This window comes from Mycobacterium sp., from assembly GCF_965229265.1.
GTDB lineage: Bacteria > Actinomycetota > Actinomycetes > Mycobacteriales > Mycobacteriaceae > Mycobacterium.
In genome coordinates, this window is sequence record NZ_CBDDIY010000013.1 from 1,001,128 (window position 1) to 1,026,988 (window position 25,861).

General features: G+C 65.1%; 24 protein-coding genes and 2 pseudogenes. 17 read left to right on the top strand and 9 right to left on the bottom strand.

The window, feature by feature from the left end; all coding sequences use genetic code 11:
* Positions 1-4: 4 nt before the first annotated feature.
* Entirely contained in the window at positions 5-1,819 is a 1,815-nt protein-coding gene (locus ADBZ9K_RS26695) for an NAD(P)-binding domain-containing protein (protein WP_526625308.1), read from the bottom strand.
* 119 nt (positions 1,820-1,938) lie between these two features.
* On the opposite strand from ADBZ9K_RS26695, the gene ADBZ9K_RS26700 reads away from it, so the two are divergent.
* The 11 genes from ADBZ9K_RS26700 to ADBZ9K_RS26750 all read left to right on the top strand — a co-directional run bounded on the left by ADBZ9K_RS26700 (position 1,939) and on the right by ADBZ9K_RS26750 (position 11,245).
* Positions 1,939-2,985: a 2,3-butanediol dehydrogenase gene (locus ADBZ9K_RS26700; RefSeq protein ID WP_526625310.1), complete on the top strand. Its 1,047-nt coding sequence runs from the start codon at positions 1,939-1,941 to the stop codon at positions 2,983-2,985.
* Positions 2,986-2,997: 12 nt separating this feature from the next.
* A complete protein-coding gene (locus ADBZ9K_RS26705) occupies positions 2,998-3,792 on the top strand; it encodes an acetoin reductase (protein ID WP_526625312.1) in 795 nt (264 codons plus the stop codon).
* Between the two features lie 23 nt (positions 3,793-3,815).
* Complete coding sequence (locus ADBZ9K_RS26710) at positions 3,816-5,105, top strand: GAF domain-containing protein (RefSeq protein ID WP_526625313.1); 1,290 nt, start codon at positions 3,816-3,818, stop codon at positions 5,103-5,105.
* 10 nt (positions 5,106-5,115) lie between these two features.
* The gene (adh, locus tag ADBZ9K_RS26715; protein ID WP_526625652.1) at positions 5,116-6,639 is read left to right on the top strand and encodes an aldehyde dehydrogenase; all 1,524 of its coding nucleotides are present in this window, start codon (positions 5,116-5,118) and stop codon (positions 6,637-6,639) included.
* A gap of 80 nt (positions 6,640-6,719) precedes the next feature.
* Positions 6,720-7,184, top strand: coding sequence for a DUF779 domain-containing protein (locus ADBZ9K_RS26720; RefSeq protein WP_526625653.1), 465 nt, complete (start codon positions 6,720-6,722; stop codon positions 7,182-7,184).
* A gap of 29 nt (positions 7,185-7,213) precedes the next feature.
* Positions 7,214-7,492, top strand: a complete 279-nt coding sequence (locus ADBZ9K_RS26725) for a putative holin (RefSeq protein ID WP_526625314.1) — start codon at positions 7,214-7,216, stop codon at positions 7,490-7,492.
* Positions 7,485-8,027, top strand: a complete 543-nt coding sequence (locus tag ADBZ9K_RS26730) for a hypothetical protein (protein ID WP_526625315.1) — start codon at positions 7,485-7,487, stop codon at positions 8,025-8,027. The genes ADBZ9K_RS26725 and ADBZ9K_RS26730 overlap by 8 nt, the downstream gene beginning before the upstream one ends.
* 4 nt (positions 8,028-8,031) lie before the next feature.
* On the top strand, positions 8,032-9,426 hold the full coding sequence (gene lpdA / locus ADBZ9K_RS26735) for a dihydrolipoyl dehydrogenase (RefSeq protein WP_526625317.1): 1,395 nt from the start codon (positions 8,032-8,034) through the stop codon (positions 9,424-9,426).
* Positions 9,423-9,692 (top strand): hypothetical protein, encoded by a 270-nt coding sequence (locus ADBZ9K_RS26740; RefSeq protein ID WP_526625318.1) that lies wholly within the window; start codon positions 9,423-9,425, stop codon positions 9,690-9,692. Before lpdA ends, ADBZ9K_RS26740 begins: the two co-directional genes overlap by 4 nt.
* Before the next feature lie 133 nt (positions 9,693-9,825).
* On the top strand, positions 9,826-10,764 hold the full coding sequence (locus tag ADBZ9K_RS26745) for a hypothetical protein (protein ID WP_526625320.1): 939 nt from the start codon (positions 9,826-9,828) through the stop codon (positions 10,762-10,764).
* A 265-nt stretch (positions 10,765-11,029) separates the two neighbouring features.
* Positions 11,030-11,245: a hypothetical protein gene (locus ADBZ9K_RS26750; RefSeq protein WP_526625322.1), complete on the top strand. Its 216-nt coding sequence runs from the start codon at positions 11,030-11,032 to the stop codon at positions 11,243-11,245.
* Between the two features lie 21 nt (positions 11,246-11,266).
* On the opposite strand, the pseudogene ADBZ9K_RS26755 reads toward ADBZ9K_RS26750, so the two are convergent.
* From ADBZ9K_RS26755 to ramB, 5 genes and pseudogenes are all read right to left on the bottom strand, one after another.
* Positions 11,267-12,331: pseudogene (locus ADBZ9K_RS26755) on the bottom strand (IS110 family RNA-guided transposase); the annotation flags it as partial.
* 42 nt (positions 12,332-12,373) lie between these two features.
* Positions 12,374-13,603 (bottom strand): IS256 family transposase, encoded by a 1,230-nt coding sequence (locus ADBZ9K_RS26760; RefSeq protein ID WP_526622597.1) that lies wholly within the window; start codon positions 13,601-13,603, stop codon positions 12,374-12,376.
* Between the two features lie 118 nt (positions 13,604-13,721).
* Positions 13,722-13,850, bottom strand: a pseudogene (locus ADBZ9K_RS26765) (IS110 family transposase); the annotation flags it as partial.
* A gap of 319 nt (positions 13,851-14,169) precedes the next feature.
* Positions 14,170-14,706, bottom strand: coding sequence for a carboxymuconolactone decarboxylase family protein (locus tag ADBZ9K_RS26770; RefSeq protein ID WP_526625323.1), 537 nt, complete (start codon positions 14,704-14,706; stop codon positions 14,170-14,172).
* Positions 14,706-16,130 (bottom strand): acetate metabolism transcriptional regulator RamB, encoded by a 1,425-nt coding sequence (gene ramB / locus ADBZ9K_RS26775; protein WP_526625325.1) that lies wholly within the window; start codon positions 16,128-16,130, stop codon positions 14,706-14,708. The genes ADBZ9K_RS26770 and ramB overlap by 1 nt, the downstream gene beginning before the upstream one ends.
* Before the next feature lie 167 nt (positions 16,131-16,297).
* Between ramB and ADBZ9K_RS26780 the strand changes: the two genes are divergently transcribed.
* The 4 genes from ADBZ9K_RS26780 to ADBZ9K_RS26795 all read left to right on the top strand — a co-directional run bounded on the left by ADBZ9K_RS26780 (position 16,298) and on the right by ADBZ9K_RS26795 (position 20,671).
* Positions 16,298-17,119 (top strand): acyl-[acyl-carrier-protein] thioesterase, encoded by an 822-nt coding sequence (locus tag ADBZ9K_RS26780; protein ID WP_526625327.1) that lies wholly within the window; start codon positions 16,298-16,300, stop codon positions 17,117-17,119.
* Between the two features lie 260 nt (positions 17,120-17,379).
* A complete protein-coding gene (gene aceA / locus ADBZ9K_RS26785) occupies positions 17,380-18,666 on the top strand; it encodes an isocitrate lyase (RefSeq protein ID WP_526625328.1) in 1,287 nt (428 codons plus the stop codon).
* 141 nt (positions 18,667-18,807) lie between these two features.
* Entirely contained in the window at positions 18,808-19,662 is an 855-nt protein-coding gene (locus ADBZ9K_RS26790; protein ID WP_526625330.1) for a 3-hydroxyacyl-CoA dehydrogenase family protein, read from the top strand.
* Positions 19,663-19,795: 133 nt separating this feature from the next.
* The gene (locus tag ADBZ9K_RS26795; RefSeq protein ID WP_526625332.1) at positions 19,796-20,671 is read left to right on the top strand and encodes a cyclopropane mycolic acid synthase family methyltransferase; all 876 of its coding nucleotides are present in this window, start codon (positions 19,796-19,798) and stop codon (positions 20,669-20,671) included.
* A gap of 4 nt (positions 20,672-20,675) precedes the next feature.
* On the opposite strand, the gene ADBZ9K_RS26800 is transcribed toward ADBZ9K_RS26795, so the two are convergent.
* The 3 genes from ADBZ9K_RS26800 to ADBZ9K_RS26810 all read right to left on the bottom strand — a co-directional run bounded on the left by ADBZ9K_RS26800 (position 20,676) and on the right by ADBZ9K_RS26810 (position 23,917).
* Positions 20,676-21,533, bottom strand: coding sequence for a polyphosphate kinase 2 family protein (locus ADBZ9K_RS26800; RefSeq protein WP_526625334.1), 858 nt, complete (start codon positions 21,531-21,533; stop codon positions 20,676-20,678).
* A gap of 22 nt (positions 21,534-21,555) precedes the next feature.
* Positions 21,556-22,902 carry a hypothetical protein gene (locus tag ADBZ9K_RS26805; RefSeq protein ID WP_526625335.1) on the bottom strand — a complete coding sequence of 449 codons (1,347 nt, stop codon included), beginning with the start codon at positions 22,900-22,902 and terminating at the stop codon, positions 21,556-21,558.
* 313 nt (positions 22,903-23,215) lie between these two features.
* Positions 23,216-23,917: a TetR/AcrR family transcriptional regulator gene (locus ADBZ9K_RS26810; protein WP_526625337.1), complete on the bottom strand. Its 702-nt coding sequence runs from the start codon at positions 23,915-23,917 to the stop codon at positions 23,216-23,218.
* Positions 23,918-24,015: 98 nt separating this feature from the next.
* Between ADBZ9K_RS26810 and ADBZ9K_RS26815 the strand changes: the two genes are divergently transcribed.
* Positions 24,016-25,350, top strand: a complete 1,335-nt coding sequence (locus tag ADBZ9K_RS26815) for a DUF445 domain-containing protein (RefSeq protein ID WP_526625338.1) — start codon at positions 24,016-24,018, stop codon at positions 25,348-25,350.
* Positions 25,351-25,439: 89 nt separating this feature from the next.
* Complete coding sequence (locus tag ADBZ9K_RS26820; protein ID WP_526625340.1) at positions 25,440-25,838, top strand: helix-turn-helix domain-containing protein; 399 nt, start codon at positions 25,440-25,442, stop codon at positions 25,836-25,838.
* Positions 25,839-25,861 lie beyond the last annotated feature (23 nt).

Sequence of the window (25,861 nt, forward strand, 5' to 3'; positions counted from 1 at the left end):
GCGCTCAGCTCAGGTGATGGACCTCCTGCAGGCCGTACACCGGCGTGGGGATGCCCTCATAGCGCGCCTTGAGTTGCAGTGCCAGATACAGCGAGTAATGCCGGGATTGGTGCAGGTTGCCGCCATGGAACCACAGGTTCTCCTGCTGGGTGGGCTTCCACATGTTGCGCTGCTCACCTTCCCAGGGCCCCGGATCTTTCGGGGTGTCCGACCCCAGGCCCCACACCTTGCCGATCTTGTCGGCCACCTCCTGGCCGATGAGGTCGGCGGCCCAGCCGTTCATCGACCCGTACCCGGTGGCGTAGACCACCACGTCGGCGGGCAGTTCGGTGCCGTCGGCAAGCACCACCGAGTCCTCGGTCAGCCGGTCGACCTGCCCGTGGGCGAGTTTGATCCGCCCGTCGGCCACCATGTCGCAGGCGCCGACGTCGATGTAGTAGCCCGACCCGCGCCGCAGGTACTTCATGAACAGGCCGGATCCGTCTGCGCCCCAATCTAACTCGAACCCCGCCGCTTCCAGACGGGCGTAGAAGTCCTTGTCGCGTTCGCGCATCTGGTCATACAGCGGGATCTGGAACTCGGCCATGATGCGATACGGCAGCGACGCGAACGTCAGGTCCGCCTTCTCCGTCGTCATCCCCGCCGCCAGCGCGCGCTCGGAGTACAGGTCGCCCAGGCCGATATCCATCAGGGTTTCCGACTTGACGATGTGCGTCGAGGACCGCTGCACCATCGTCACGTCCACGCCGTTCTCGTAGAGCGCCTTGCAGATGTCATGCGCGGAGTTGTTCGATCCGATCACGACGGCTTTCTTCCCGACGTAGGAGTCGGGTCCGGGATGCGCGCTCGAGTGGTGCTGCTCGCCGCGGAAGATGTCCTGGCCGGGCAGCGTGGGAACGCTCGGCTTGCCCGACATCCCGGTGGCCAGCACCAGCTGCGTCGGATGCAGCGTCAGCCGCTGTCCGTCGCGGTCGACCTCGACCGTCCAGGTCTTCGAGCCTTCGTCATAGGACGCCGACAGGCACGTCGTCTTCGGCCAGTACGGCACCTCCATGACCCTGGTATAGAACTCCAGCCAGTCGCCGATCTTGTCCTTCGGGGCGAACACCGGCCAGTTCGGCGGGAACGGCAGATAGGGCAGGTGGTCGTACCAGACCGGGTCGTGCAGGCACAGCGACTTGTACCGCTTGCGCCACTGGTCGCCGGGCCGTTCGTGGCGGTCGACCACGATGGCGGGCACCCGCAGCTGCCGAAGCCGCGCGCCGAGCGCGATCCCGCCCTGGCCGCCGCCGATGATCAGCACATAGGGCTGGGCGGTCCGGCCCAGGTCGGCTTCCTCTTGGGCGCGCTTCTCGGCCCACGACCGGCGATCCGGGTCGTCGCCGTGCACGGCGCCCAGCACCCGGCTGGGTCCCTTGGCCTCTTCGAATCCCTTGAGCTCCTGCAGCGCGGTGAGCAACGTCCAGGCCTGATCACCCTTGAGTCGCAGATGCCCGGTACCCCGGCCTGCCGCCGTCTCGAACTCGATGAACGCCGAGGTGACGTCGCCGTCCGCGGTCGGCTCCTCCCTGGTCCGGAAGCCCGACGGGTCGGTGTCGTCGAGGCGCGCACTCAGCATGCCGGCGATCTGTTCGCGCCCTTCGACGGTCTTGATGTTCCAGGTGAATGCGACCAGGTCGCGCCAAAAGCTGTCGATGGCGAAGTGGCCGGTCACCCCGTCGATGTCGCGGGCGGCCAGCGCCGCTTCGAAGCCGCCGAGCCAGGCGTCCACCCGCTGCTGCGGGGTCAGGTCCGTCTGAGGTTCCAATGTCGATGTCATGTGAGCCAGAACACATCCGCCGCGGGCGGCCCGGCAAGAGTTGCGAAGCGTTGCAACCACGGCCCTGCAACCCCCTGCAACTCTTTCCAGGTGTGGCCGCCGTCACATAGAACTGTCCCATGAGAGCAGCTGTCTACTACGGACCCAACAAGGTCGAGATCGACGACGTCGCCGAACCGGACCCCACGCCGGGGACGGTCAAGCTCGAGGTGGGCTTCAACGGGATCTGCGGCACCGACCTGCACGAGTACTACGCCGGGCCGATCTTCGTCCCCACCGAGCCGCACCCCCTGACCCATCAACAGCTACCGCTGACCATCGGCCACGAGTTCTCCGGAACCATCACCGCGGTCGGTGACGGCGTCGCCGGATGGGCCGTGGGGGATCGTGTCGCCGTTGAGCCGATCTACAAGTGCGACCACTGCGCGCCGTGTCTGGCCGGCAACTACAACGTGTGCCAGCAGATCGGGTTCCACGGACTGATGTCCGACGGCGGGATGGCCGAGTACACCGTCGTGCCGACGTCGATGTTGCACAAGCTGCCCGACAACGTGTCCCTAGAGCTCGGTGCGCTCGTCGAACCGATGTCGGTGGCCTACCACGCCGCCACCCTCGGCGACGTCCATCCGGGCGACACCGCCATGGTGTTCGGCGCCGGGCCGATCGGGATCGGACTGTGGTTCGCGTTGCGGGGCAAGGGGCTCGACGACGTCTTCGTGGTCGAGCCGTCCCCGACGCGGCGCGCGGCCGTCGAAGCCCTCGGGGCCGCCACACTGGACCCGGCCGCACTCGACGTGCGCGCCTTCATCGCCGACCACACCCGGGGGCGGGGTGCCGACGCGGTGTACGACGCCGCCGGCGTCGCCCCGGCCGTGGCGACGGCGCTGGCCTGCGTGGGTTCGCGCAAGCCGATGGTCAGTGTGGCCATCTATGAAAAGCCCTTGGAAACGCCACTTCTCAACCTGGTGATGAACGAGAGCCGGATTCAGGGGTCACTGTGCTACACCGGCGCCGACTTCGAGGCCGTCATCGCACTGATGGCCAAGGGTTCCTACGACACCACCGGCTGGGTCACCACGATTCCCCTCGACGACGTGGTCGATGAGGGGTTCGAGGCGCTGCACGCCGGCAAGAAGATGAAAGTCCTGGTCGACCCCGCCATCTAGAAGGAGCAACGCATGACACTGCACGGCAAGGTGGCGCTGGTCACCGGAGCGGCCCGCGGGATCGGCCGGGGCATCGCGCTGCGCCTCGCCCGTGACGGCGCCGACGTCGCGCTCGTCGACCTCGGCACCGACGGTATCGACTCCGTCGCGGCGGAGATCGCGGAAATCGGCTGTAAAACAACGACATTCGCTGCCGACGTGAGTGACCGTGACCAGGTGTTCGCTGCCGTCGAGCACGCCGCCACGGCGCTCGGCGGTTTCGACATCATGGTCAACAACGCCGGCATCGCGTTGGTCGGGCCCCTCGCCGACGTGACACCGGAGGAGGCGGGCCGGATCTGGGCGATCAACGTCAACGGGGTGCTGTGGGGTATTCAGGCAGCCGCGGCGAAGTTCAAGCAGCTGGGGAACAAAGAACAAGGAAAGATCAGCAGGGTTATCAATGCCTCGTCCATCGCCGGGCATGACGGCTTTGCCATGCTCGGTGTCTACAGCGCATCCAAGTTCGCCGTCCGGGCACTGACCCAGGCCGCCGCCAAGGAGCACGCCGCCGACGGCATCACCGTCAACGCGTACTGCCCCGGCGTGGTGGGCACCGATATGTGGGTCGAGATCGACAAGCGGTTCGCGGAGCTGACCGGGGCGGCCGAGGGGGAGACCTACGACAAGTTCGTCGGCGGGATCGCGCTGGGCCGTGCCGAAACACCCGACGATGTCGCCGGTTTCGTCTCGTATCTGGCCGGCCCGGATGCCGACTACATGACCGGACAATCGGGCCTCATCGACGGCGGTCTGGTCTACCGCTGAGATGCAGAGCACAATCGGCAGTAATGCAAGGTCTGTCCGTGCCTGAACCCGCCGTCGCCGTCGGGGAAGATCCGCGCCACTACGCGCGGCTGATGTCGGCTGTCTACGACGCGACGATGGCGGGTCACCGTGCGCCCGCCCGCCCGCGCGAGGTCATCGGCGATTCCTGGCGGCGGATGATGTCGGCGGGTGTCGACCCGGACAGCCGTATCCCACCGGTGGTGGAGTCCGGCGGTCTGGAGGCGCTGCGACGGGCATCGGGGCTGATGGCGGTGCTCGACGACATCTCGCGCGGCCTGGAGTCGATCGTCGCCGAGGGCGCCAACATCCTGGTCGTCGCGGACTCCGCGGGGCGGGTGCTGTGGCGCTCCGGGTCCCCTGCGGTGCTGAACAACGCCGACCGTCTCGGGTTCATCGAGGGGGCACACTGGGCCGAAGGGGAGGTCGGCACCAACGCGATCGGCACAGCCCTGGTGTCCAACCGCGCGGTGCAGGTGTTCTCGGCCGAGCATTTCCTGCGCACCCACCATTCCTGGACCTGTGCCGGCGCACCCATTCGCGATCCGCGAACCGGACACGTCATCGGCGTGGTCGACGTGTCCGGACCGGCCCCAACCGTGCACCCCACGACGGTGGCATTGGTCGACGCCGTCGCCCGGCTCGCCGAGTCACATCTGCGTGAGCAGCACGACCGCGTCCTGAATCGGCTGCGGATGGTCGCCGCCCCGATCCTGGCTCGCATCGGCGCGCCCGCCCTGGCGGTGGACCTCGACGGCTGGGTGGCCGCGGTCGACTCGTTGCCGCTGCACAACCGGATCCTGCTGCCCGACGGCGTCGGTCCGGGCCGGTCATGGATCCCCACATTCGGCATCTGCGACGTCGACGTGCTGCCCGGCGGATGGCTGGTGCGACCCACCGATGATGACGGCGCGCCGGCGTTGGCGCAGGTGTCGCTGGACCTCAGTGTGCCCGGGGCGCCCGCGTTGGACATGGCCGGCCAGTTCGGCCGGTGGCGCCACGACATCTCCCTTCGGCACGCCGAGATCCTGTTCATCCTGGCGCGGCATCCGCAGGGTCGCTCGGCACCTGAGCTTGCCGACGATCTGTACGGCGACCGGTCCCGTGTGGTGACGGTTCGCGCCGAACTGTCCCGGCTGCGCAAGCAGTTCTCCGGCTTGCTTGCCGCCCAGCCCTATCGGTTCGCCGGGGGCATCGACGTGGCGGTCCGGTATCCGGCTGACCTGTCGATGGTGCTGCCCGCATCGACCGCACCCGCGGTTCGTGTCGTTCGTAACAAGGAAAGTGTCTCGTAGAGGAGGACTTATGACAGTGTTCGCACGCCCGGGTTCGGAGGGGGCGTTGATGTCGTTCCAGGCCCGTTATGACAATTTCATTGGTGGTCAGTGGGTGGCGCCGGTGGATGGGTTGTATTTCGAGAACCGCACGCCGGTGACGGGTGAGGTGTTTTGTGAGGTGGCTCGGTCGTCCGCGGCTGATGTTGAGTTGGCGTTGGATGCGGCGCACGCGGCGGCGCCGGGGTGGGGTAAGACCTCGGCGGCGGATCGGGCGTTGGTGTTGAACAAGATTGCGGATCGTATTGAGGCGAATCTGGAGTCGATTGCGCTGGCGGAGTCCTGGGATAACGGTAAGCCGATCCGGGAAACGTTGAATGCGGATATTCCGTTGGCGGTGGATCATTTCCGTTATTACGCGGGGGCGATACGGGCTCAGGAGGGGTCGTTGTCGCAGATCGATGAGGACACCGTGGCTTACCATTTCCATGAGCCGTTGGGTGTGGTCGGTCAGATCATTCCGTGGAACTTCCCGATTTTGATGGCGGTGTGGAAGTTGGCGCCGGCGTTGGCGGCCGGCAATGCGATTGTGTTGAAGCCTGCTGAGCAGACTCCGGCGTCGGTGTTGTATTTGATGTCGGTGATCGGGGATTTGTTGCCCGCGGGTGTGGTCAATGTGGTCAACGGGTTCGGGGTGGAGGCCGGCAAGCCGCTGGCGTCGTCGAATCGGATCGCCAAGATTGCGTTTACCGGGGAGACCACGACGGGGCGGTTGATCATGCAGTACGCCTCCCAGAATCTGATCCCGGTCACCCTCGAACTCGGTGGTAAGAGTCCCAATATTTTCTTCTCTGATGTGTTGGCGGCCAATGATGATTACCAGGACAAGGCGTTGGAGGGGTTCACGATGTTCGCCCTGAATCAGGGCGAGGTGTGTACGTGTCCGTCGCGCAGTTTGGTGCAGGCCGATATCTATGACGAGTTCCTGGCGATGGCGGCGATTCGGACCAAGGCGGTGCGTCAGGGTGATCCGTTGGATACCGAGACGATGATCGGGGCGCAGGCCTCCAATGATCAGTTGGAGAAGATTCTGTCTTATATCGAGATCGGTAAGAGTGAAGGTGCCCAGGTGCTTACCGGCGGTGAGCGGGCCGAGCTCGGCGGCGACCTCAACGGCGGCTATTACGTGCAGCCGACGATTTTCACCGGCCATAACGGGATGCGGATTTTCCAGGAGGAGATCTTCGGGCCGGTGGTGTCGGTGACGTCGTTTACTGATTACGACGACGCCATCCGCATCGCTAATGACACGTTGTATGGGTTGGGGGCGGGGGTGTGGAGTCGTGATGGCAACACCGCGTATCGGGCTGGGCGCGATATCAAGGCCGGTCGGGTGTGGACCAATTGCTATCACCAGTACCCGGCGCATGCCGCCTTCGGTGGCTACAAGCAGTCCGGTATCGGCCGGGAGAACCACCTGATGATGCTGGATCACTACCAGCAGACCAAGAACCTGCTGGTCTCCTACAGCAACAAAGCCCAAGGATTCTTCTGACCACTTTCGGCGCGCATTCCGCCGCCCAGCGAACGGGAACGCGCCGAAATCACGAGACGGAGGCGCCGCCGCGGGCACTCATCACCGCGGCGGCGGCCGCGCTCCTGCACAGCCTGCAGGAGCGGCACGGTCCGGTGATGTTTCACCAGTCCGGCGGCTGCTGCGACGGCTCCTCGCCGATGTGTTATCCCGACGGGGAGTTCATCGTCGGCGACCGCGATGTGCTGCTCGGGGTGCTGGAAGGAGCTCCGGTGTGGATCTCCGGCTCCCAGTTCGAGACGTGGAAGCACACCCAGCTGGTCATCGATGTCGTGCCGGGCCGCGGTGGCGGGTTCAGCCTGGAATCGCCGGAGGGAATGCGTTTCCTCAGCCGCGGCCGGGCCTTCACCGAGGCGGAGAACCGGTTGCTGGGTGATTCCGCGCCGCTGACCGGTGCCGACTATGAGCGGGGTGCCCGCCCGCCCGAGCGGCACGATCTCGTGGTCGCCGAGGCCGCCGATGCCTGCGCAATCCCTGGTCGGCACGCCGGAGTCGTTGAGCCGTAGTCCGCGAGCGGACAAGTACCCTCGTAGACGTGATACCCCTGCCTCGGGCATGGCTGCTCACAAGCGCGTTGCTGCTGGGAACGGTGGCCGGCCTGATCGCTGCCGTCGTCACCACTGTGCTGGTGAAGACGCCGGTCCGGCCCGACGTCGTGGTGGGCTTGGTGATCGCGGTGCCCTCCGTGATCGGGATGGCGGTGATCCTGTTGTCCGGGCGGCGTTGGATCACCGCCGCGGGCGCGTTCATCCTGGCGATGGCCCCGGGCTGGCTGGGGGTACTGGTTCTGATTCAGGTGGTGTCCGGTGGCTGACAAGACTTCGCTGCCGTCGACCGAGCCCCATCACGCGCCGATCTTCGACACTGGGCCGCATCCCAACCCGCTCCAGCCCATCACCGGAGGGGCCGAGTCGAAGCCGTTCGCGTTCAGTGGACTGGAGAACTTCGACACCGACGCGTTCCTGCATCCGGTCAACGGCTCACCGCACGCCGAGCCGGTCGTGGTGCTCCCGGCGCAGATCGCGGCCTCAGGTACCCACCAGTACGTCAAGCGCTGGCAGTTCATGTTCATCGTGTCGGCGGTGTGGGTGCTGGCCGCCGCCACCGGCCTCGCGTTCTATTTCTGGTGGTACACGTCGCTGACCAAGACTCCGGCCGTGTTCGGCGTCCTGCTCTACCTGATCGTGTGCTCGGTGGCCAGCATGCTGCTGTCGATGGTGCCCAACCGGCCGCCCGTGACAGCGCTGTCCATCGCGCTGATGTCCGCGCCGCTGGCCTCGGTTTCCACCGCGGCGATACTGCACGGTGCCTACTACTTCGAATGGATCGCCCGCCCGACGATAGGCTAGCGGCGTGACTCATTATGACGTCGTAGTGCTCGGTGCCGGGCCCGGTGGATACGTCGCAGCCATCCGCGCCGCCCAACTCGGTCTGAACACCGCCATCATCGAACCCAAGTACTGGGGCGGGGTGTGTCTCAATGTCGGATGCATCCCGTCGAAGGCGTTGCTGCGCAACGCCGAGCTGGCGCACATCTTCACCAAGGACGCCAAAACCTTCGGCATCAGCGGTGAGGCGAGCTTCGACTATGGCGCCGCCTTCGACCGCAGCCGTAAGGTCGCCGACGGCCGCGTCGCCGGTGTGCACTTCCTGATGAAGAAGAACAAGATCACCGAGATCCACGGTTACGGCACGTTCACCGATGCCAACACCATCTCGGTCGCGCTCAACGAGGGCGGAACCGAAACCGTCACCTTCGACAACGCCATCATCGCCACCGGCAGCAGCACCCGGCTGGTCCCCGGCACCTCGCTGTCGAAGAACGTCGTCACCTACGAAGAGCAGATCCTGTCGCGGGAGCTGCCGAAGTCCATCGTCATCGCCGGCGCCGGCGCGATCGGCATGGAGTTCGCCTACGTCATGAAGAACTACGGCGTCGATGTCACCATCGTCGAGTTCCTGCCGCGTGCGCTGCCCAACGAAGACGCCGAGGTCTCCAAGGAGATCGAGAAGCAGTACAAGAAGCTGGGCGTCAAGATCCTCACCGGCACCAAGGTGGAGTCGATCACTGATGATGGCGCCATGGTCACCGTCGTGGTGAGCAAGGACGGCAAGACCGAGGAGATCAAGACCGAGAAGGTGTTGCAGGCCATCGGTTTCGCCCCCAACGTCGAGGGCTACGGCCTGGAGAACACCGGGGTGGCGCTGACCGAGCGCAAGGCCATCGCCATCGACGACTACATGCGCACCAACGTCGCTCACATCTATGCCATCGGTGACGTGACGGCCAAGCTGCAGCTGGCCCACGTGGCCGAGGCGATGGGGGTGGTGGCCGCCGAGACCATCGCCGGCGCCGAGACTTTGGCGTTCGGTGATTACCGGATGATGCCGCGTGCGACGTTCTGCCAGCCGCAGGTCGCCAGCTTCGGACTCACCGAGCAGCAGGCCCGCGACGAGGGCTACGACGTGAAGGTGGCGAAGTTCCCGTTCACCGCCAACGGCAAGGCCCACGGTCTAGGTGACCCGACCGGGTTCGTCAAGGTCATCGCCGACGGCAAGTACGGCGAACTGCTCGGCGCCCACCTGATCGGCCCCGACGTCTCCGAGTTGCTGCCCGAGCTCACCCTGGCCCAGAAGTGGGACCTCACGGTCAACGAGCTGACTCGCAACGTGCACACCCATCCGACGCTGTCCGAGGCACTCCAGGAATGCTTCCACGGCCTCGCCGGCCACATGATCAACTTTTGAGGCCAACACTGATCGCCGGTATCGGCGGACTGGTGGTCGGCCACATCCTGTGGCTGATCGGGATCACCATCGCGACGGGCGGGACGAGGGTCAGCTTCTGGGTGCTGATCCTCGCCGCGGTGATCGCGGTCGCCGCCGTCGCCATCGGGTTGCTGGCATGGTGGATGTACCAGCGCAAACGGCTGGTCTGGTCGGCATTCTTGGCCTGCGTGCCCATTTCGCCGGTCATCTTCACCCTCGTCGTACTGGGCGTCACCTACCTGTAGACGTGGCCGGCTGGGCGGCCTGAGGTCATCGTTTCCGGGGACCGAAGTCCTTGCGCCAGGGGATCACTCGTGTGTCCGCCCCGCGTCCTTTAGGTTCGGGCACCGTGGCAGGTTCGGGACCGGAGGGGGCACGATGAACAAGAGTAGGACGACAAGAAGGTCGAAGACGGCAGCGGTCGGCGCCCTGGCGGTGGGCACGCTGGTGGTGGTGGGCGTGCAGTCGCCACCCACCGCCAACGCAACGTGCGCGTCATTCTTCGGCATCGGCAACAGCGCAAACTGCAGTAGCACTCTCACCAGCGTCGCCATTGCGTTCGGCGACAATGCCGAAGCGCACGCGGATGGTCTGATCGGTGCCGCGATCACCCTGGGCAACTCGTCCACCGCCAGCACCGCAGCGGGAGGCCTGTTCAATCTTGCAATCACGTTGAATAGCAACAACTCCACATTCGCCGGTGGTGCATTGTCCGTCGCACTGGTCGGTGACAGTGTCAACACCTCCGCGGTTGCCGGCAACGGCCCGATCACCGACGGCAACCTGGCCAACGTCGCGGTGGGATTCACCAGCCCTGGCACTACGACCGTCGTCGCCCGAGGCGTCGGCAATCTGGCTGTCGACTTCGTTGGCAGCGGCAACATCGGCAACATCGACCACGTCAGCGTCGGTACGATCACCACGAACTTCGTCGGCGTCGGCGCCAACCTGAAAAACGTGGGCGTCCTGAACGCCGTGTCCAATGTCTTGGGCGACAACATCACCATCACCACAGACCACCTCGGCGGCGGCGCAGTCGGCAGTGTGGCGTTCAACGTGCTTGGTGAGGACAACAAAGTGGAGACAAGCGGTACATTGGCCCTGGCGGGATCGATCGCACAGACCAACGGGACCGTGACCCAAGACGGCTTCGGAATCAACATCAACGGGGTCGGCGCCGGGCGGCGAGCGGTCAAGAAGGCATCCGCTGCGGCCAGCGGTCTCGCCGGGCCCGGCCAGAGTGCATCCGCCGGGGATAGCGGCGGTGTCATAAAGCCGGCTGCCGGCCACTCCAAGGTCAAGCGCGACCGCCAGTAGTCAGTCCGGGAAGTCCATCGGCACCCGAGAGGTGGCCAGGATCGCCGCGATCGGGTCGTAATGGCCTGCGTGCCCAATTTCGCCGGTGATCTTCACCCTCGTCGTGCTGGGCGTCACCTACCTCTGAGGGTTGACAGCTATTCGGTAGGTGCGATGCAGCCGGCGCCAAGCATCGCGGTGTGCACTCTTCCCATCCGGCGGGCGCCGGGGGAAATGGGGGAGCCGGGTGGCTGGGCCGACGTCTGTGGGACGTACGAAATTCCTGTTGGCAGTGGTCGGTGGCTCTGCCGTGCTGGCGATGGCCGGGCTGTCCGTCGTGATCGGCGACAGCGCCGCACCGCACTGGGTGCCGGCGGCCTCGCCGGTGCTGCCCGGTCCGATGACCGAGGGCGACACCGTCACGACCACGATCCCACCATCGGTGCTGGCCACGGAGAAGGCCAAACCGTTGGTCAAGGCGCCGCGGTTTGGCAAGAGTTAGACATCCCAGGATCGGTAGTTGTCAAGCAGCTTGGGTGTCGGGTGCTGGTTGGCGGTGTGCCCAGGCTTTATGTTCGTCGTAGGTGGTGTGGTGGCGTAGGCAGCCGTGCAGGATGCCGACGAGGCGGTTGCCCAGAGCGCGGAGGGCTTGGTGGTGCAGGTTCCCGGCGGCGCGGTGTTGGTCGTAGAAGGCGCGGGCGCCAGGGCTGAGATTGAGAGTGCAGAATGCCCATTGGTCGATGGCGTCGTAGAGGCGGCGGTTGCGGACTTGGCGGGCCAGCACGGCACGTTTCTTGCCCGATGCGACGGTCAATGGTGATGTTCCGGCGTAGTTTTTGCGAGACTTGGCGGTGGTGTAGCGGTTCGGGTCGTCCCCGAATTCACCGAGCACCCGGGCGCCGAGGATGACACCAAGTCCTGGCAGGGAGCGGTAGATGTCGGCGTCCGGGTGTGTCTCAAAATGTGTCGCTAGTTCGGCTTCGAGGTCGACTATCTGGTGGTTCAGCTCGGCGATGATGGCCACTGCGGCGCGGGTGGTTGCACCGAACGCGGCGGTGACCGCGGCTGGCGCGGCGAGCTGTTCACGACGCAGGATCTCTTGAATCTGCAGTGCCCTGGTGTCGAGATTGCGTTGTCGCCCAGCAGCTTTGAGTGCTGATCTGATCTTGGATAAGCTCAGCCGTGCGGCCTCAACCGGAGTGGGAGCACGGCCTAGGATAGCCAGGGCGTCGCGGTCGGACAGATCCTCGAAGGCCTCCAACGCCGCGGGGTAGTATTCGCGCAACGCCGAACGCAGCGTGTTGGTGTTTCTGTTACGGGCCCAGATCAAGTTCTGGTGGCCACGCGCCAACACTTTGATTGCCTCCACGTCGGGGGTGTCTCCGGCGATCGGGCGGTGGTTGTGCCGGTCGGTGCGGACCAGATCGGCGAGGAGTTTGGCGTCCCCGGCGTCGGACTTCGCGCCCGAAACTTGATGGCGGTCACGGTAGCGCGCCACTGCGAGCGGGTTGACCGCGAACACCTCATATCCGGCCGCGGTCAGCGCTTCGACCCACAGGCCGCGATCCGTCTCGGGGCTTGTCAAGATAACTGTGTAAGGAGTGCGGGCCGGTTGGTCATTGGTCGGTTCTCATAGTGGGAGTCGGTCGGGGAATTGGATGGCGAAGTTGTTGAGCGCTTCGGTCCAGCGGTAGGTTCCTTGTCCTTGGTTGTCTCGTTTCTGGTTGATGTTGCGGATGGCCAGATAGAGCAGTTTCATCGCGGCAGCATCGGAGGGAAACGAGCCGCGGGCTTTGGTGACTTTGCGGAGTTGGTAGTTCAGCGACTCGATCGCGTTGGTGGTGTAGATGATCTTGCGGATCTCCACCGGGAACGCCAGAAACGGCGTGAACTCTGTCCACGCCCGGTCCCACACAGCCACGGCTCCAGGGGATTTGGACTTCCATTCGGTCCGGAACTGCTCGAGCGCCAGTGCGGCGGCCTCTTCGGTGGCCGCGGTGTAGATCGGGCGCAGCGCTGTGGCCATGGCCCGGCGGTCGGTGTAGGACGCGTAGCGCATCGAGGCCCGCAGCAGGTGCACCACGCAGGTCTGGATGACGGCCTGGGGCCAGACCGCGGCGATGGACTCAGGCAAGCCCGTCAGTCCGTCGCAGCAGACGAACAACGCATCGCGGCAGCCCCGGTTGCGCAGCTCGGTGAGCACCCCGTGCCAGAACTTGGCGCCTTCGCTCTGCTGGATCCAGATCCCCAGGACCTGCTTGATCCCGTCGATGTCGACCCCGATCACGATGTGGGCGGCCTTGTTGGCCACCACGCCGCCGTCGCGGATCTTGATCCGGATCGCGTCGATGTAGAGGATCGGATAGACCGGATCGACCGGGCGGGACTGCCAGGCCGCGATCTCCTCGACCACGACATCGGTGACCCGCGAAATCGTCGCCGCCGACACGCTGGCCCCGTAGACCTCCTCGAGGTGCTCGGTGATGTCGCGGGTGCTCATCCCGCGGGCGTACAGCGACAAGATCATGTCCTCGACCTGGCCCAGGCGCCGCCTGCGTTTGGGCACGATCGCCGGGGTGAAGCTGCCATTGCGGTCGCGGGGAACCTCCAGCTCGACCGGGCCGGCGGTGGTCAGCACGGTCTTGCGGCCGTGCCCGTTACGGGAATTCCCCGAGCCATTCCCGGCTGGATCGCCATGCTCGTAACCGAGGTGATCGGCGATCTCAACATCCAGAGCCCGTTCCAGCACAGCCTTGGTCATCTGGGCCAACAGCCCCTCGGGACCATCAATCGGGGTGCCCGAGGCCTCGGCATCAGCCAACAAGGCGTCTACCGCTGCTGGCGGCAACACCTGCGACAGCCGCTTAGCGGCCTCGTCACGTGAATCAGATCGGGACAACACTCACTCCTGTCCGGCGGTCAGTATGCCTGACCACCATTCAGGCCCAACCCCTTACACAGTCAATGAGACACGCCCCCGTCTCGATGCCGATAATCACCTGGTCTGGCCCCTCGGCGTGAGCGGCCACCAGTTCGTGGAACCCGCGGATGCCCATTAGCCCCTCCGGGAGCCGGCGCGATGCAAGCTTGATCCCGTCGACGTCCATCAGGTGAACGTCGTGGTGGTCTTCAGCCCAGTCGTCTCCAACGAATATCGTCAAATCGCCTCCCTGCTCGATGTGCGTCGAACCAGTTCGAGCCGAAGGACACCCGGCGGCAACCTAATGGATCAGTGCTCGAAGCACGACACCCCATCAGCGCTACAGGCGACCTCACCAACCGGCTGGGGCACGATCTAACCCTAGAAGTCGAAAGCGCTTCAGGGCCTGCACAGTGCTCACCAGCCAGCGGCTCGGTGATCAGCCTCTCTCTGTCGGGCCTTCACCCGTCGAAGCCTCGCCGATCGGTTCCCATTAGGGTCCGTGGCTAGTCCGGGAAGTCCATGGGCACCCGGAGGGTGGCCAAAATTGCGGCGATCGCATCGTAGTGACCGGCCAGGGCGCAGAATTCGATGATCTGCTGCCGGGTCAGGTGCGCCGCCAGCTCGGCGAAGGTTGCGTCGGTGAGGTCCCGGTCGAGGACGAACTCGTCCACCGCCGCCAGCAGTACGCGCTGGCGCTCGGTCAGACCCGGCGCGGTGGGTCCGGCAAAGATCTTGTCCTGCAACGCCGAATCGAGCCCCCTGCTGCGGGCCAGTCTGCGGTGCTGCTGTAATTCGTACTCCGAGTTGCGCAGCTGACCCACCCGTAGGATCACCAGCTCCTTGTCCCGCTTGGGTAGTTTCCCCCAGTTCAACAACACCCCGGAGTAGGGCAGGAACGACAGGAATAACAACCTGTTCTGCCCCAGGGTGGTGAACAGATGCATCTGCGGAGCGCGGATCGAACGGGCGGCCACCCGGGCGATCCCCCAGTTGATCAGACCGAGCTCACGACGTCCACCGGGTGGAATGCGTTGGGACATCAGGACTCCTTCACCAAATAGGGAGAGACCGTGCTTCGGTGCTCATCGAGATCCAGGGCGCGGCCCAAGGCCGGGAAGGCGCGTTGCGGGCAGTTGTCACGTTCGCACACCCGGCAGCCGGCACCGATCAACGTCGCATTGTCGGAGGACAGATCAAGCCCCTTGGAGTAGACCAGCCGGCTGGCGTGCCGCACCTCGCACCCCAGGCCGATGGCGAATGTCTTGACCGGCTGGCCGTATCGCGATGCGCGCCGTTCCACCGTGCGCGCCACCCACATGTAGTTCTGCCCGTCGGGCATCTGAGCTATCTGCACCAGGATCTTGCCCGGGTTGGCGAACGTCTCGTAGACGTTCCACAGCGGACAGGTGCCGCCGGCGGAGGAGAAGTGAAAACCGGTGGCGGACTGTCGTTTCGACATGTTGCCGGCCTTGTCGACCCGGACGAACGAGAACGGAACGCCCCGCATCGAGGGCCGCTGCAGCGTCGAGAGCCGGTGGCAGATCGTCTCGTAGCTCACCTGGTAGAAAGCCGAGAGTCGTTCGACGTCGTAGCGGAAGTTCTCGGCCACGTCGTGGAACTGTCCGTAGGGCAGCACCGTCGCGGCGGCGAAGTAGTTGGCCAGCCCGAGCCGGGCTAGTTTGCGTGACTCATCGCTGGTGAACTTGCCTTCGTCGACCAGGGTGTCGATCAAGGTGCCGAACTCCAGATAGGCCAGCTCCGTCGCCATCTTGAACACCTGCTGACCCGATGACAGGTGGTTGCTGATCTCCAGCGTGCGGGATGCGGGGTCGTAGCGGTGCAGGACCGTGTCACCCAGATCGATGCGGCGGATGATGTGTACGCCGTGCACCATGGTGAGCCGGTCGGACAGTTCGCGGGACAACTCGGCGCGGTGCATCCGCATCCGGATGGTGAGGTCTTCGGCGGCGGTGTCCAGCTCGTGCAGATAGTTCTGCCGTTGATAGAAGTAATCGCGGACTTCCTCGTGCGGCATGGAGATCGATCCCGTACCGCTGCCCCCGGTGTTGAGGCTGAACCGATCCTCGGTCGCGGCGGCCAGCCGCGCGGTGGTGATCCGGTAGCGGCGGTGCAGGTTGACGATCGCGCGTGCGACGGCGGGGTGGGTGTTGACGATGTCGGCCAGCTCGGTCATGCCGAGATCGAGGTCGAGATCGCGATCCATCGTCACCTCGCGCAGTTCGGCGATCAGTCGGGTGTCGTCCTGGGAGGCAAAGAACGTGGCGTCCACACCGAACACCTCGGTGATACGCAGCAGCACCGCCACCGTCAGCGGGCGGACATCATGCTCGATCTGGTTGAGATAACTGGGCGAGATCTCCAGCATCTGGGCCAGTCCGGCCTGGCTGAAACCGCGTTCGCTGCGCAGCTGACGCAGCCGGGATCCGACGAACGTCTTGGACACGAGACGAGCCTACCGACGGTTGCGAAGGAACTCTTCGCAGCGTTGGCAACCAGGCCGGTTGGCTTTCAGTAGGGCCTTTGGCATGATCGCGCTGGGCGGGGAAAGTTCCTGTTGGGGAGAGGACTGCCGTACATGGGCACCAGCGAGATGCCGAAGGCGGATCGCGCATGAGCATCAGCCACACCACCGCCAGCACCGGATTGGCGAAGGCGTTGATGCCCGTTCCAGATCCGCACCCCGACGTGTTCGACCGGCAATGGCCGCTGCGGGTGGGTGATATCGACCGAGCGGGGCGCCTTCGCCTGGATGCGGCGTGCCGGCACATCCAGGACATTGGCCAGGACCAGCTTCGGGAACTGGGCCACGAGGAGACCCACCCGCTGTGGATCGTCCGGCGCACGATGGTCGACCTGATCCGCCCGATCGAGTTCCAGGACATGCTTCGCCTTCGCCGCTGGTGCTCGGGTACCTCGAATCGCTGGTGCGAGATGCGCGTGCGCATCGACGGCCGCAAGGGCGGGCTGATCGAATCCGAGGCGTTCTGGATCAATATCAACCGGGAGACCCAGGGCCCGGCCCGCATCGCCGACGATTTCCTGGAAGGACTGCAGCGCACCACCGACGTCAACCGGCTGCGCTGGAAGGCCTACCTGAGCCCCGGTGCACGGGAGGACGCCGCCGAGATCCGCGAGTTCCCGGTCCGGGTCAGCGATATCGACCTGTTCGACCACGTCAACAACTCCGTGTACTGGAAGGTTGTTGAGGAGTTCCTGGGGCCCCACCCCGAACTCCTGGAATCCCCGCTGCGGGTCACCATCGAGCACGACGCGCCGGTCGCCCTGGGCGACAAGCTCGAGATCCTGTCCCACGTGTATCCGCCCGGATCCACCGACAAGTTCGGTCCGGAGCTCGCGGATCGCACTGTTAGAACGCTCACATACGTCGTCGGCGGCGAGACCAAAGCCGTCGCCTCGATCTTCGCGCTCTGAGCCGCGCGGTTTAACAGTACAAGCGTACTGACCTGCGAAAAGGTGTTACCGCGCGGTAACTTCTGAACCGGTCAAGCCCGCTTGGTCCTTCGCAACCTTTGCAAAGATCCAGCCAGGCTTGGCGAAAATTGGCAGTCACAACGGCTTGAACTGGGCTAATGGTGCGAGGCATGCTCGAGTAAGCACACAAGCGAAGCCGCGCTGACGTTAACAACATTCATGCAGTCACCGTGGCGACTCGATCTCGAAGGAGCAGGCGGATGTCCAACGTTGGCAAGCCGAAGACCGCAGAAGAAATCCAGCGCGACTGGGATACCAACCCCCGCTGGAAGGGTGTGACCCGCACCTACACCCCGGCCGACGTCGTCGCGCTGCAGGGCAGCGTCGTCGAGGAGGCCACCTTGGCCCGCCGCGGCGCCGAGGTGCTGTGGAACCAGCTGCACGACATGGAATTCGTCAACGCGCTGGGCGCCCTGACCGGCAACATGGCGGTCCAGCAGGTTCGCGCCGGCCTGAAGGCCATCTACCTGTCGGGTTGGCAGGTCGCCGGTGACGCGAACCTGTCCGGCCACACCTACCCCGACCAGAGCCTGTACCCGGCCAACTCGGTGCCGCAGGTCGTGCGCCGGATCAACAACGCGCTGCTGCGCGCCGACGAGATCGCCAAGGTTGAGGGTGACACCTCGGTGGAGAACTGGCTGGCCCCGATCGTGGCCGACGGTGAGGCCGGCTTCGGTGGCGCGCTCAACGTCTACGAGCTGCAGAAGGCCATGATCGCTGCCGGTGTCGCCGGTTCGCACTGGGAGGACCAGCTGGCCTCGGAGAAGAAGTGCGGCCACCTGGGCGGCAAGGTGCTGATCCCCACCCAGCAGCACATCCGCACGCTGACCTCGGCCCGTCTTGCGGCCGATGTCGCCGACGTCCCGACCGTCGTCATCGCCCGTACCGATGCCGAGGCCGCGACGCTGATCACCTCCGACGTCGACGATCGTGACAAGCCTTTCGTCACCGGTGAGCGCACCGCCGAGGGCTTCTACCGGGTCAAGAACGGCCTCGAGCCCTGCATCGCGCGCGCCAAGTCCTACGCGCCGTACTCCGACCTGATCTGGATGGAGACCGGCACCCCGGACCTGGACCTGGCCCGCCGCTTCGCCGAGGGCGTCAAGAGCGAGTTCCCGGATCAGATGCTGGCCTACAACTGCTCGCCGTCGTTCAACTGGCGCAAGCACCTCGATGACTCGACCATCGCGCGGTTCCAGAAGGAGCTCGGCGCCATGGGCTTCAAGTTCCAGTTCATCACCCTGGCCGGCTTCCACGCCCTCAACTACTCGATGTTCGACCTGGCCTATGGTTACGCCCGCAACCAGATGACCGCCTACGTCGAGCTGCAGGAGCGCGAGTTCGCCGCCGAGGAGCGGGGTTACACCGCGACCAAGCACCAGCGCGAGGTCGGCGCCGGCTACTTCGACCGGATCGCCACCACGGTGGACCCGACCTCGTCGACCACCGCGCTCGCGGGCTCGACCGAAGAGGGCCAGTTCCACTAGATCTCAGCGCGAGCGTGCGTGTCTGCACGGTGACACGCCGCAACGCGTGGCGCCACGCGCACGCTCGCCGTTGAGAGCCGCTGACTGTGTCATCAGGCCCCGTCCTTATATTGGGCGGGGCCTGATGTGTGAGGAGATGAAGTGAGCATTCAACGGGTAGGCGTGGTCGGCGCGGGGCAGATGGGCTCCGGGATCGTCGAGGTGGCCGCCAAGGCGGGCGCCGACGTCATCGTCTTCGAGCCGACCGAGGAGCTGCTGAACGCCGGTCGTGCCCGGCTCACCGGCTCGCTGGAGCGTGCGGCGAGCAAGGGGAAGATCTCCGAGGCCGACCGTGATGCCGCACTGGCCAGGCTGACGTTCACCACCGACCTGGCCGACCTGGCTGACCGCCAGCTCGTCATTGAGGCGGTCGTCGAGGACGAGGCGGTGAAGGGCAAGATCTTCGCCGAGCTCGACCGGATCATCATCGATCCCGACGCGGTGCTGGCGTCGAACACCTCGAGTATCCCGATCATGAAAATCGCGGCGGCAACCAAGAATCCGAGCCGGGTGCTCGGCCTGCACTTCTTCAACCCGGTGCCGGTACTGCCGCTGGTGGAGGTGATCAACACGCTGGTCACCTCGGCGGAGGCGGTCGCCCGCGTCGAGCAGTTCGCCGGTGAGGTGCTCGGGAAGAAGGTGGTGCGCTGCGGTGACCGTTCCGGCTTCGTCGTCAACGCCCTGCTGGTGCCCTACCTGCTGTCGGCCATCCGGATGGTCGAGGGCGGTGTGGCGACCGTCGAGGACGTCGACACCGCGATCGTGGCCGGTCTCTCGCACCCGATGGGTCCGCTGCGACTGTCCGATCTCATCGGGCTGGACACCATGAAGCTGATCGCCGACTCGATGTACGAAGAGTTGAAGGATGCTCACTATGCGCCGCCGCCGTTGCTGCTGCGGATGGTCGAGGCCGGACTGCTCGGAAAGAAATCCGGCCAGGGCTTCTACAAATACTGAGCGGGATATCAGCTCTCCCTTTGTGCATTCACAGCATTGATTGACTAGGCTGCTGGTTTTGGTCGGGGGATCGAAGCCGTGAGTTGCTTTGCTGGTCCGACCATCCGTGTGTAACGCTGGAAGGTAGCTGTTGATGGCCAACGTAGACGCCGATCTGACTCCTTACTACGAGGAGTCGCAATCGATCTACGACGTCTCTGACGACTTCTTCGCCCTGTTCCTCGGACCGACCATGGGCTACACCTGCGGCTACTACGAGCGCGACGACATGACGCTCGACGAATCGCAGAACGCCAAATTCGACCTGGCGCTGGGCAAGCTCAGTCTCGAGCCGGGAATGACACTGCTTGACGTCGGCTGCGGCTGGGGCGGGGCACTCGAGATGGCCGTCCAGAAGTACGACGTCAACGTCATCGGTATCACGCTGAGTAAAAAGCAGTCCGAGTATGCGCGCCGGCGCCTGGCCAAACTCGATACCAACCGCTCGATCGAGGTGCGGCTGCAGGGCTGGGAAGAGTTCGACGACCCGGTCGACCGCATCGTCAGCATCGGCGCCTTCGAGGCGTTCAAGGTCGAGCGGTACCCGCTGTTCTTCGACAAGGCCTACAACTTGCTGCCGGCTGACGGCCGGATGTTGCTGCACACGATCCTCGCGCATACCCAGCGGTTCTTCCGTGAGAACGGGATCAAGGTCACCATCAGCGATCTCAAGTTCATGAAGTTCATCGAGAACGAGATCTTCCCGGGTGGACGGTTGCCGGCGGTCGAGGACATCGAGCAGCTCGCCGCCGATTCGGGCTTCACGTTGACCCGCACCCATCTGCTGCAACAGCATTACGCGCGCACCCTGGACATGTGGGCGGCGAACCTGGTGGCCAGCCGCGACGAGGCGATCGCCATCACCTCGCAGGAAATCTATGACCGGTACATGAAGTACCTGACCGGTTGTGCGGACTTCTTCCGCCGCGGGATCACCAACGTCGGCCAGTTCACGCTGGTCAAAGACTGACCGGTCAGGCCTGGGCCAGCTTCGCCTTCTCCGCTTCCACATCGAAGCTCGCCGGCGGCCAGGTCAAAGTCATGCCTTTGAGTGCCTCGATGAGCAGCTCGTTGATCGCCAGCCGGGTGTACCACTTCTTGTCGCAGGGGATGACGTACCACGGCGCGTAGTCGGTGGAGGTTCGGTCCAGCACGGCCTGGTAGGCCTCCTGGTAGGCCGGCCACAGTTTGCGCTCATCGAGATCGCTGGGGTTGTACTTCCAGTACCGGTCGGGGCGCTCCAGACGCTCGGCCAGCCGGCGCTTCTGCTCGTCGAGGGAGACGAACATCGCGCACTTGACGATTGTGGTGCCGGCATCGACGAGTTCCTTCTCGAAGGCGTTGATCTCGTCGTAGCGGGGCTCCCAGACGTCGCGGGGCACCAGGTTGTGCACCCGGACCACCAGCACATCCTCGTAGTGCGAGCGGTCGAACACCCCGATCTGGCCGCCGGTCGGAAGTGCCTTGCGGATCCGCCACAGATAGTGGTGGGCCCGTTCCTCTTCGGTGGGCACGCCGAAGCTGGTGTAGCGGATCCCCATCGGGTTTCCCGCTCCGACGACGTGTTTGACGATGCTGCCCTTGCCCGCGGTGTCCATGCCCTGCAGCACGAGCAGCAGGGAGCGGCTGCCACCGGCCTTCCCGTTCGCGTAGAGCATCTCCTGCAGTCCCGCGAAGCGTTCGTTGCGGGCGGCCTGCACCTCGTCGGAGCCGTTGCGGTTGCCGGTGTAGCCGGGGCTGGAATCGGCGTCGATGTCGCTGACCTTGGCACCCGGACGGAACCTGAGGATCTTGCGCGGCTCGTGGGTCCATTCGGACGGCAGATCGGTCATAGCCGACGAGATTAGCCCGCGGCTACTCGGCGTCGGGGCTGCGCCGCGAAACCAGCAGGTATCCGACGGCCCCGAGGACCAGTACGCCCACCGCGACCGCCACGGCGATGAGCAGGGTCTTGTTCTGGTCAACCCAGGACGTCGAATGCTCCGCGGCGGCCAATTTCACGTTGTAGCCGGGCAGCGGTTGCTGCGCCGGCCGATTGAGGCCCGGCAGCAGCTGCGTCTCGTTGATGACGAAGAGCGCCTCACCCTTCGGGTTCTTCGACCACTGACCCCACGCCGGTACCTCCTCGTCCAGCAGCACTTTGATCGCGCCGTTGACGGCCGGATCGGGGCCGAGGTCGGTCAGTGCCTTCACCCGGAACGGATCGGAGCTGCCCCGGTCGAACTTCACCTGGACGAGCACGTTCTTCTTGGTGTTCAGCGGCGCCGGCTTCTGGGGTGGAGCCTGCCCGGGCGCCGGCTGGTATCCGCCACCGGAGAAGCTCCCGACGGACAGGTTGGTCGCCGGTCCGGATTCCGGGCGGGTCATGGCGGTGAAGCTGTAGACGCCGGCGTTGGGCACGTTCAGCGCGGCACGTTGCAGCGGCGGCACGGTGAAAACCTGCGTCTGGCCGCCGTAGTCGTACAGGACGCTCAGCGGTGTCCGGTACGGGTTGGTGAACACCGGGCGGTAGTAGCTGTCGTAGGAGATCCAGCTCGAATTCCACTGTGTCACAGGGCTACTCAGTGACATGCTGGTAGTCAGAGATGAACTGCTCACTGTCGAGGAGATCGACTCCTCGTAGCTGGTCAGTTCCGTCGAGGACACCTCCGAGGAACTCTCGGTCACCACCTCGGAGGTCGTCGCGGTCGCGACATCCTCGGCAGCGGCCTCAGCTCCGGCCGGCTCGGCCAGGGCGCCGCCGGCAGCGGGGTCGTCTTGCGAGCCGCCCGCAGACTCGCCGCCGCCCGGGGCCTCCTGCATGCCGCCGCCGGCGGGTTCGCCGCCGCCTGGGCCCTCCTGCATGCCGCCGCCGGCGGGTTCGCCGCCGCCCGGGCCCTCCTGCATGCCGCCACCCGCTGGGGGTTCCTCCTGCATGCCGCCGCCGGCGGGTTCTCCTGCGGCGGGTTCCTCCGGCATGCCGCCACCGTTGGGTTCTTCGTGCGTCCCGCCACCGGTTGGTTCCTCGACGCCACCACCGGCCGGGGCCTCCTGCGCGCCGCCGCCCTCATCGCCGCCGCTGTAACTGCTGCCGCCACCGTCGTCGTCGTACGGGTCGGCCATACTGACCGCGGTTCCAGCAAACAATGCCGACATTGACACCGCGATGGCGGCGATGACGCCCACCGGCCTGCGCAGCTTCGCGACGCTGATGCTTTCCACCTGACCTCCGTAACGAATGCGGTGACCCGGCCGCGCCACCAATGCAACCATCCAGGACTCGAAGAAGAGTTCTACCTGATCTGCGGGGCTTTCACACCGCGTTTGCCGGCCTGCGCATTGCCCGACGTGTTCGGCCTCGCCCAGTGAACAATAAACGTTCAACGGACGACTCTGGAGGCGAGCGCGCGCACCGGCCGTCCGGATGGGCGCCGCCATGCTGTCGCTGTATGCGTGGCTGCCCGAGGGCCGCGCCGACGGGTGCGAGGACGAGTACGCTCAGCAACTCCTGGGACACCCTGCTGGGGTCCCTACCTCACAGGATGGTCTGCGGTAGCTCAGGGGACGGGTGGGGCATGGAATTGAACTTCTCCAGCGAGCCGCCGACCTCGACAATCCCACACAGCGCGTTCCAGCACAGCATGGTCAGGTAATCGATCAGCTCGTCGCTGCTCATCCGCTGATTGGACATCCACGAGTGGGTGGCCAACTGCACCCCGCCGACGATCAGATAGGCCCACGGTTCGACCCCGTGGACGTCCATCCCCTCCCGTTGCATGCGGCGCCGCAGCATCACCGCAAGCATCCGAGCGATGATTTGCTCCGAGTCGGCGATCACTTTGTTTTTGCTGGCCGAACTGTTTGCCATCACGAATCGGTACGGTTCGGGCTCGGCGGCGACCGTGTCGACGTAGACCCGGATGACTTCGCGGGTCAGGTCGAAACCGTCGAGGTTCGACGACAGCGCCGCGGCCATGTTGGGGATCAGCGTGGTCTGCGCGAAGCGCATCATGACCGCGGTGGTGAGGTCGTTCTTGTCAACGAAGTACCGGTAGAGAACGGTCTTGGATACGCCGATTTCCGCAGCTATCTCATCCATGCTGACGTCACGACCGCGTCGCCGGACCGCCTCGAGCGCGCCGTCCACCAATTCGGTGCGGCGTTCAACCTTGTGCTGGTGCCAGCGTCGCTTACGACCGTCGGTCTTGGCGACCCCATGGCTGATCTGCTGTGCCACTATCGCGGAGTCCGTTCCCCTCGTTCTCAACGATCCTACGGTCTGTTCGAACGGCAACGTCACATTAACTGGATCGCGGGATAGCGGATGATGGAGGTGTGGCAACCAATCACGACCCTCCGGCATTGCCGGCGGGTGTCGTCCGCGCTGGCAAGTCCTTCGCCGAATCGTTCGCCGGTGCAGACTCCGAGGCCGACGCGCAACGCCGTCGTGGGCTGCGCCGGATGAAAGCGGTGGCGCTGAGCTTCCTGCTCGGTGCCACCGTGATCTTCCTGGCCTGTCGGTGGGGCCAGGCGCAAGGGGGGCCGGCGTGGATCGGCTACGTCGGTGCCGCGGCCGAGGCGGGAATGGTCGGCGCGCTGGCCGACTGGTTCGCCGTCACCGCGCTGTTCCGGCACCCGCTGGGCCTGAAGATCCCGCACACGGCGATCATCAAGCGGAAGAAGGACCAGCTCGGTGAGGGATTGGGCGCGTTCGTGCGGGAGAACTTCCTGTCACCGGCGGTGGTGGAGACCAAACTGCGCGACGCCGACGTGGCCGGCCGATTGGGCAAATGGCTGTCCGAACCGTCGCACGCCGCCCGGGTGGGCACCGAGGCCGGCACCGTCCTACGGGTCGTCGTTGAGCTGCTCAACGACGACGATATCCAGCAGGTGATCGACCGCACCATCGTCAAGCGGCTCGCCGAGCCGCAGTGGGGTCCGCCGGTGGGCCGGGTGCTGGCCCAGTTGCTGGCCGAGAACCGTCAGGAGGCGCTCATCCAGTTGCTGTGCGACCGGGCTTTCGAGTGGGCACTCAATGCCGGCGAGACCATCGAACGTGTCGTCACCCGCGATTCGCCGACCTGGTCGCCTCGATTCGTCGACCAGTTGGTGGGTGACCGGATTCACCGTGAGCTGATGGATTTCACCGACAAGGTGCGGCGCAACCCGAATCACGAGCTGCGCCAGTCGGCCACCCGCTTCTTGTTCGAATTCGCCAACGATCTGCAGAACGACGACGCCACGATCGCGCGCGCGGAGGCGGTCAAGGAGCAGTTGATGGCGCGCGACGAGGTGACCCGCGCCGCCGAGACGGCGTGGAAGACGTTGAAACGCTTGGTACTTGACGGGGTGGACGATCCGTCGAGCACGCTGCGCGGCCGCATCACCGACTCGGTGGTACGCATCGGCGAATCCTTGCGCGACGACGTCGAACTGCGCGACAAGGTGGACAACTGGATCGTGCGCGGCGCCCAGCACCTGGTCGGCCAGTACGGCGCCGAGATCACCACGATCATCACCGACACCATCGAGCGCTGGGATGCCGAGGAGGCCAGCCAGCGCATCGAATTGCACGTCGGGCGCGACCTGCAATTCATTCGGATCAACGGCACCGTTGTCGGCGCGCTGGCCGGGTTGGTGATCTACACGGTGGCGCAATTACTGTTCTGAACTGCGCTAACAGGGTGCTTGCAAAAGTTAGCACCCCGGCGTAACGTATTTCCGGTACGCATCGGAAACTACGCGGTAGGAGGTCAGTCATGGCGCAGGACGCAGATCTTCAGGCCGTGGTTTCCAGTGCCGCGCACGACATCGGTGGCTTCATCAGGGCGCAGCGTGAAGCCGCTCAGGTTTCGGTGCGGCAGTTGGCCGAGAAGGCTGGCGTCAGCAACCCCTACCTCAGTCAGATCGAGCGGGGGCTGCGCAAACCTTCTGCGGAGGTGCTGAGCCAGATTGCCAAGGCGCTGAGGATGTCTGCCGAGGTGCTCTACATCCGAGCCGGAATCCTCGAACCCGGGGATGCCAGCCAGGTGAATGACGCCATCATCGGGGACACCGCGATAACCGAGCGCCAAAAGCAGGTTCTGCTCGACATATACACCTCGTTCTGTCAGCAGAACGACGCTGCCCGTGAGGAGCTGTCGACTGAACAACCGTAGCTCGAAACCTCTGTAAACCATTG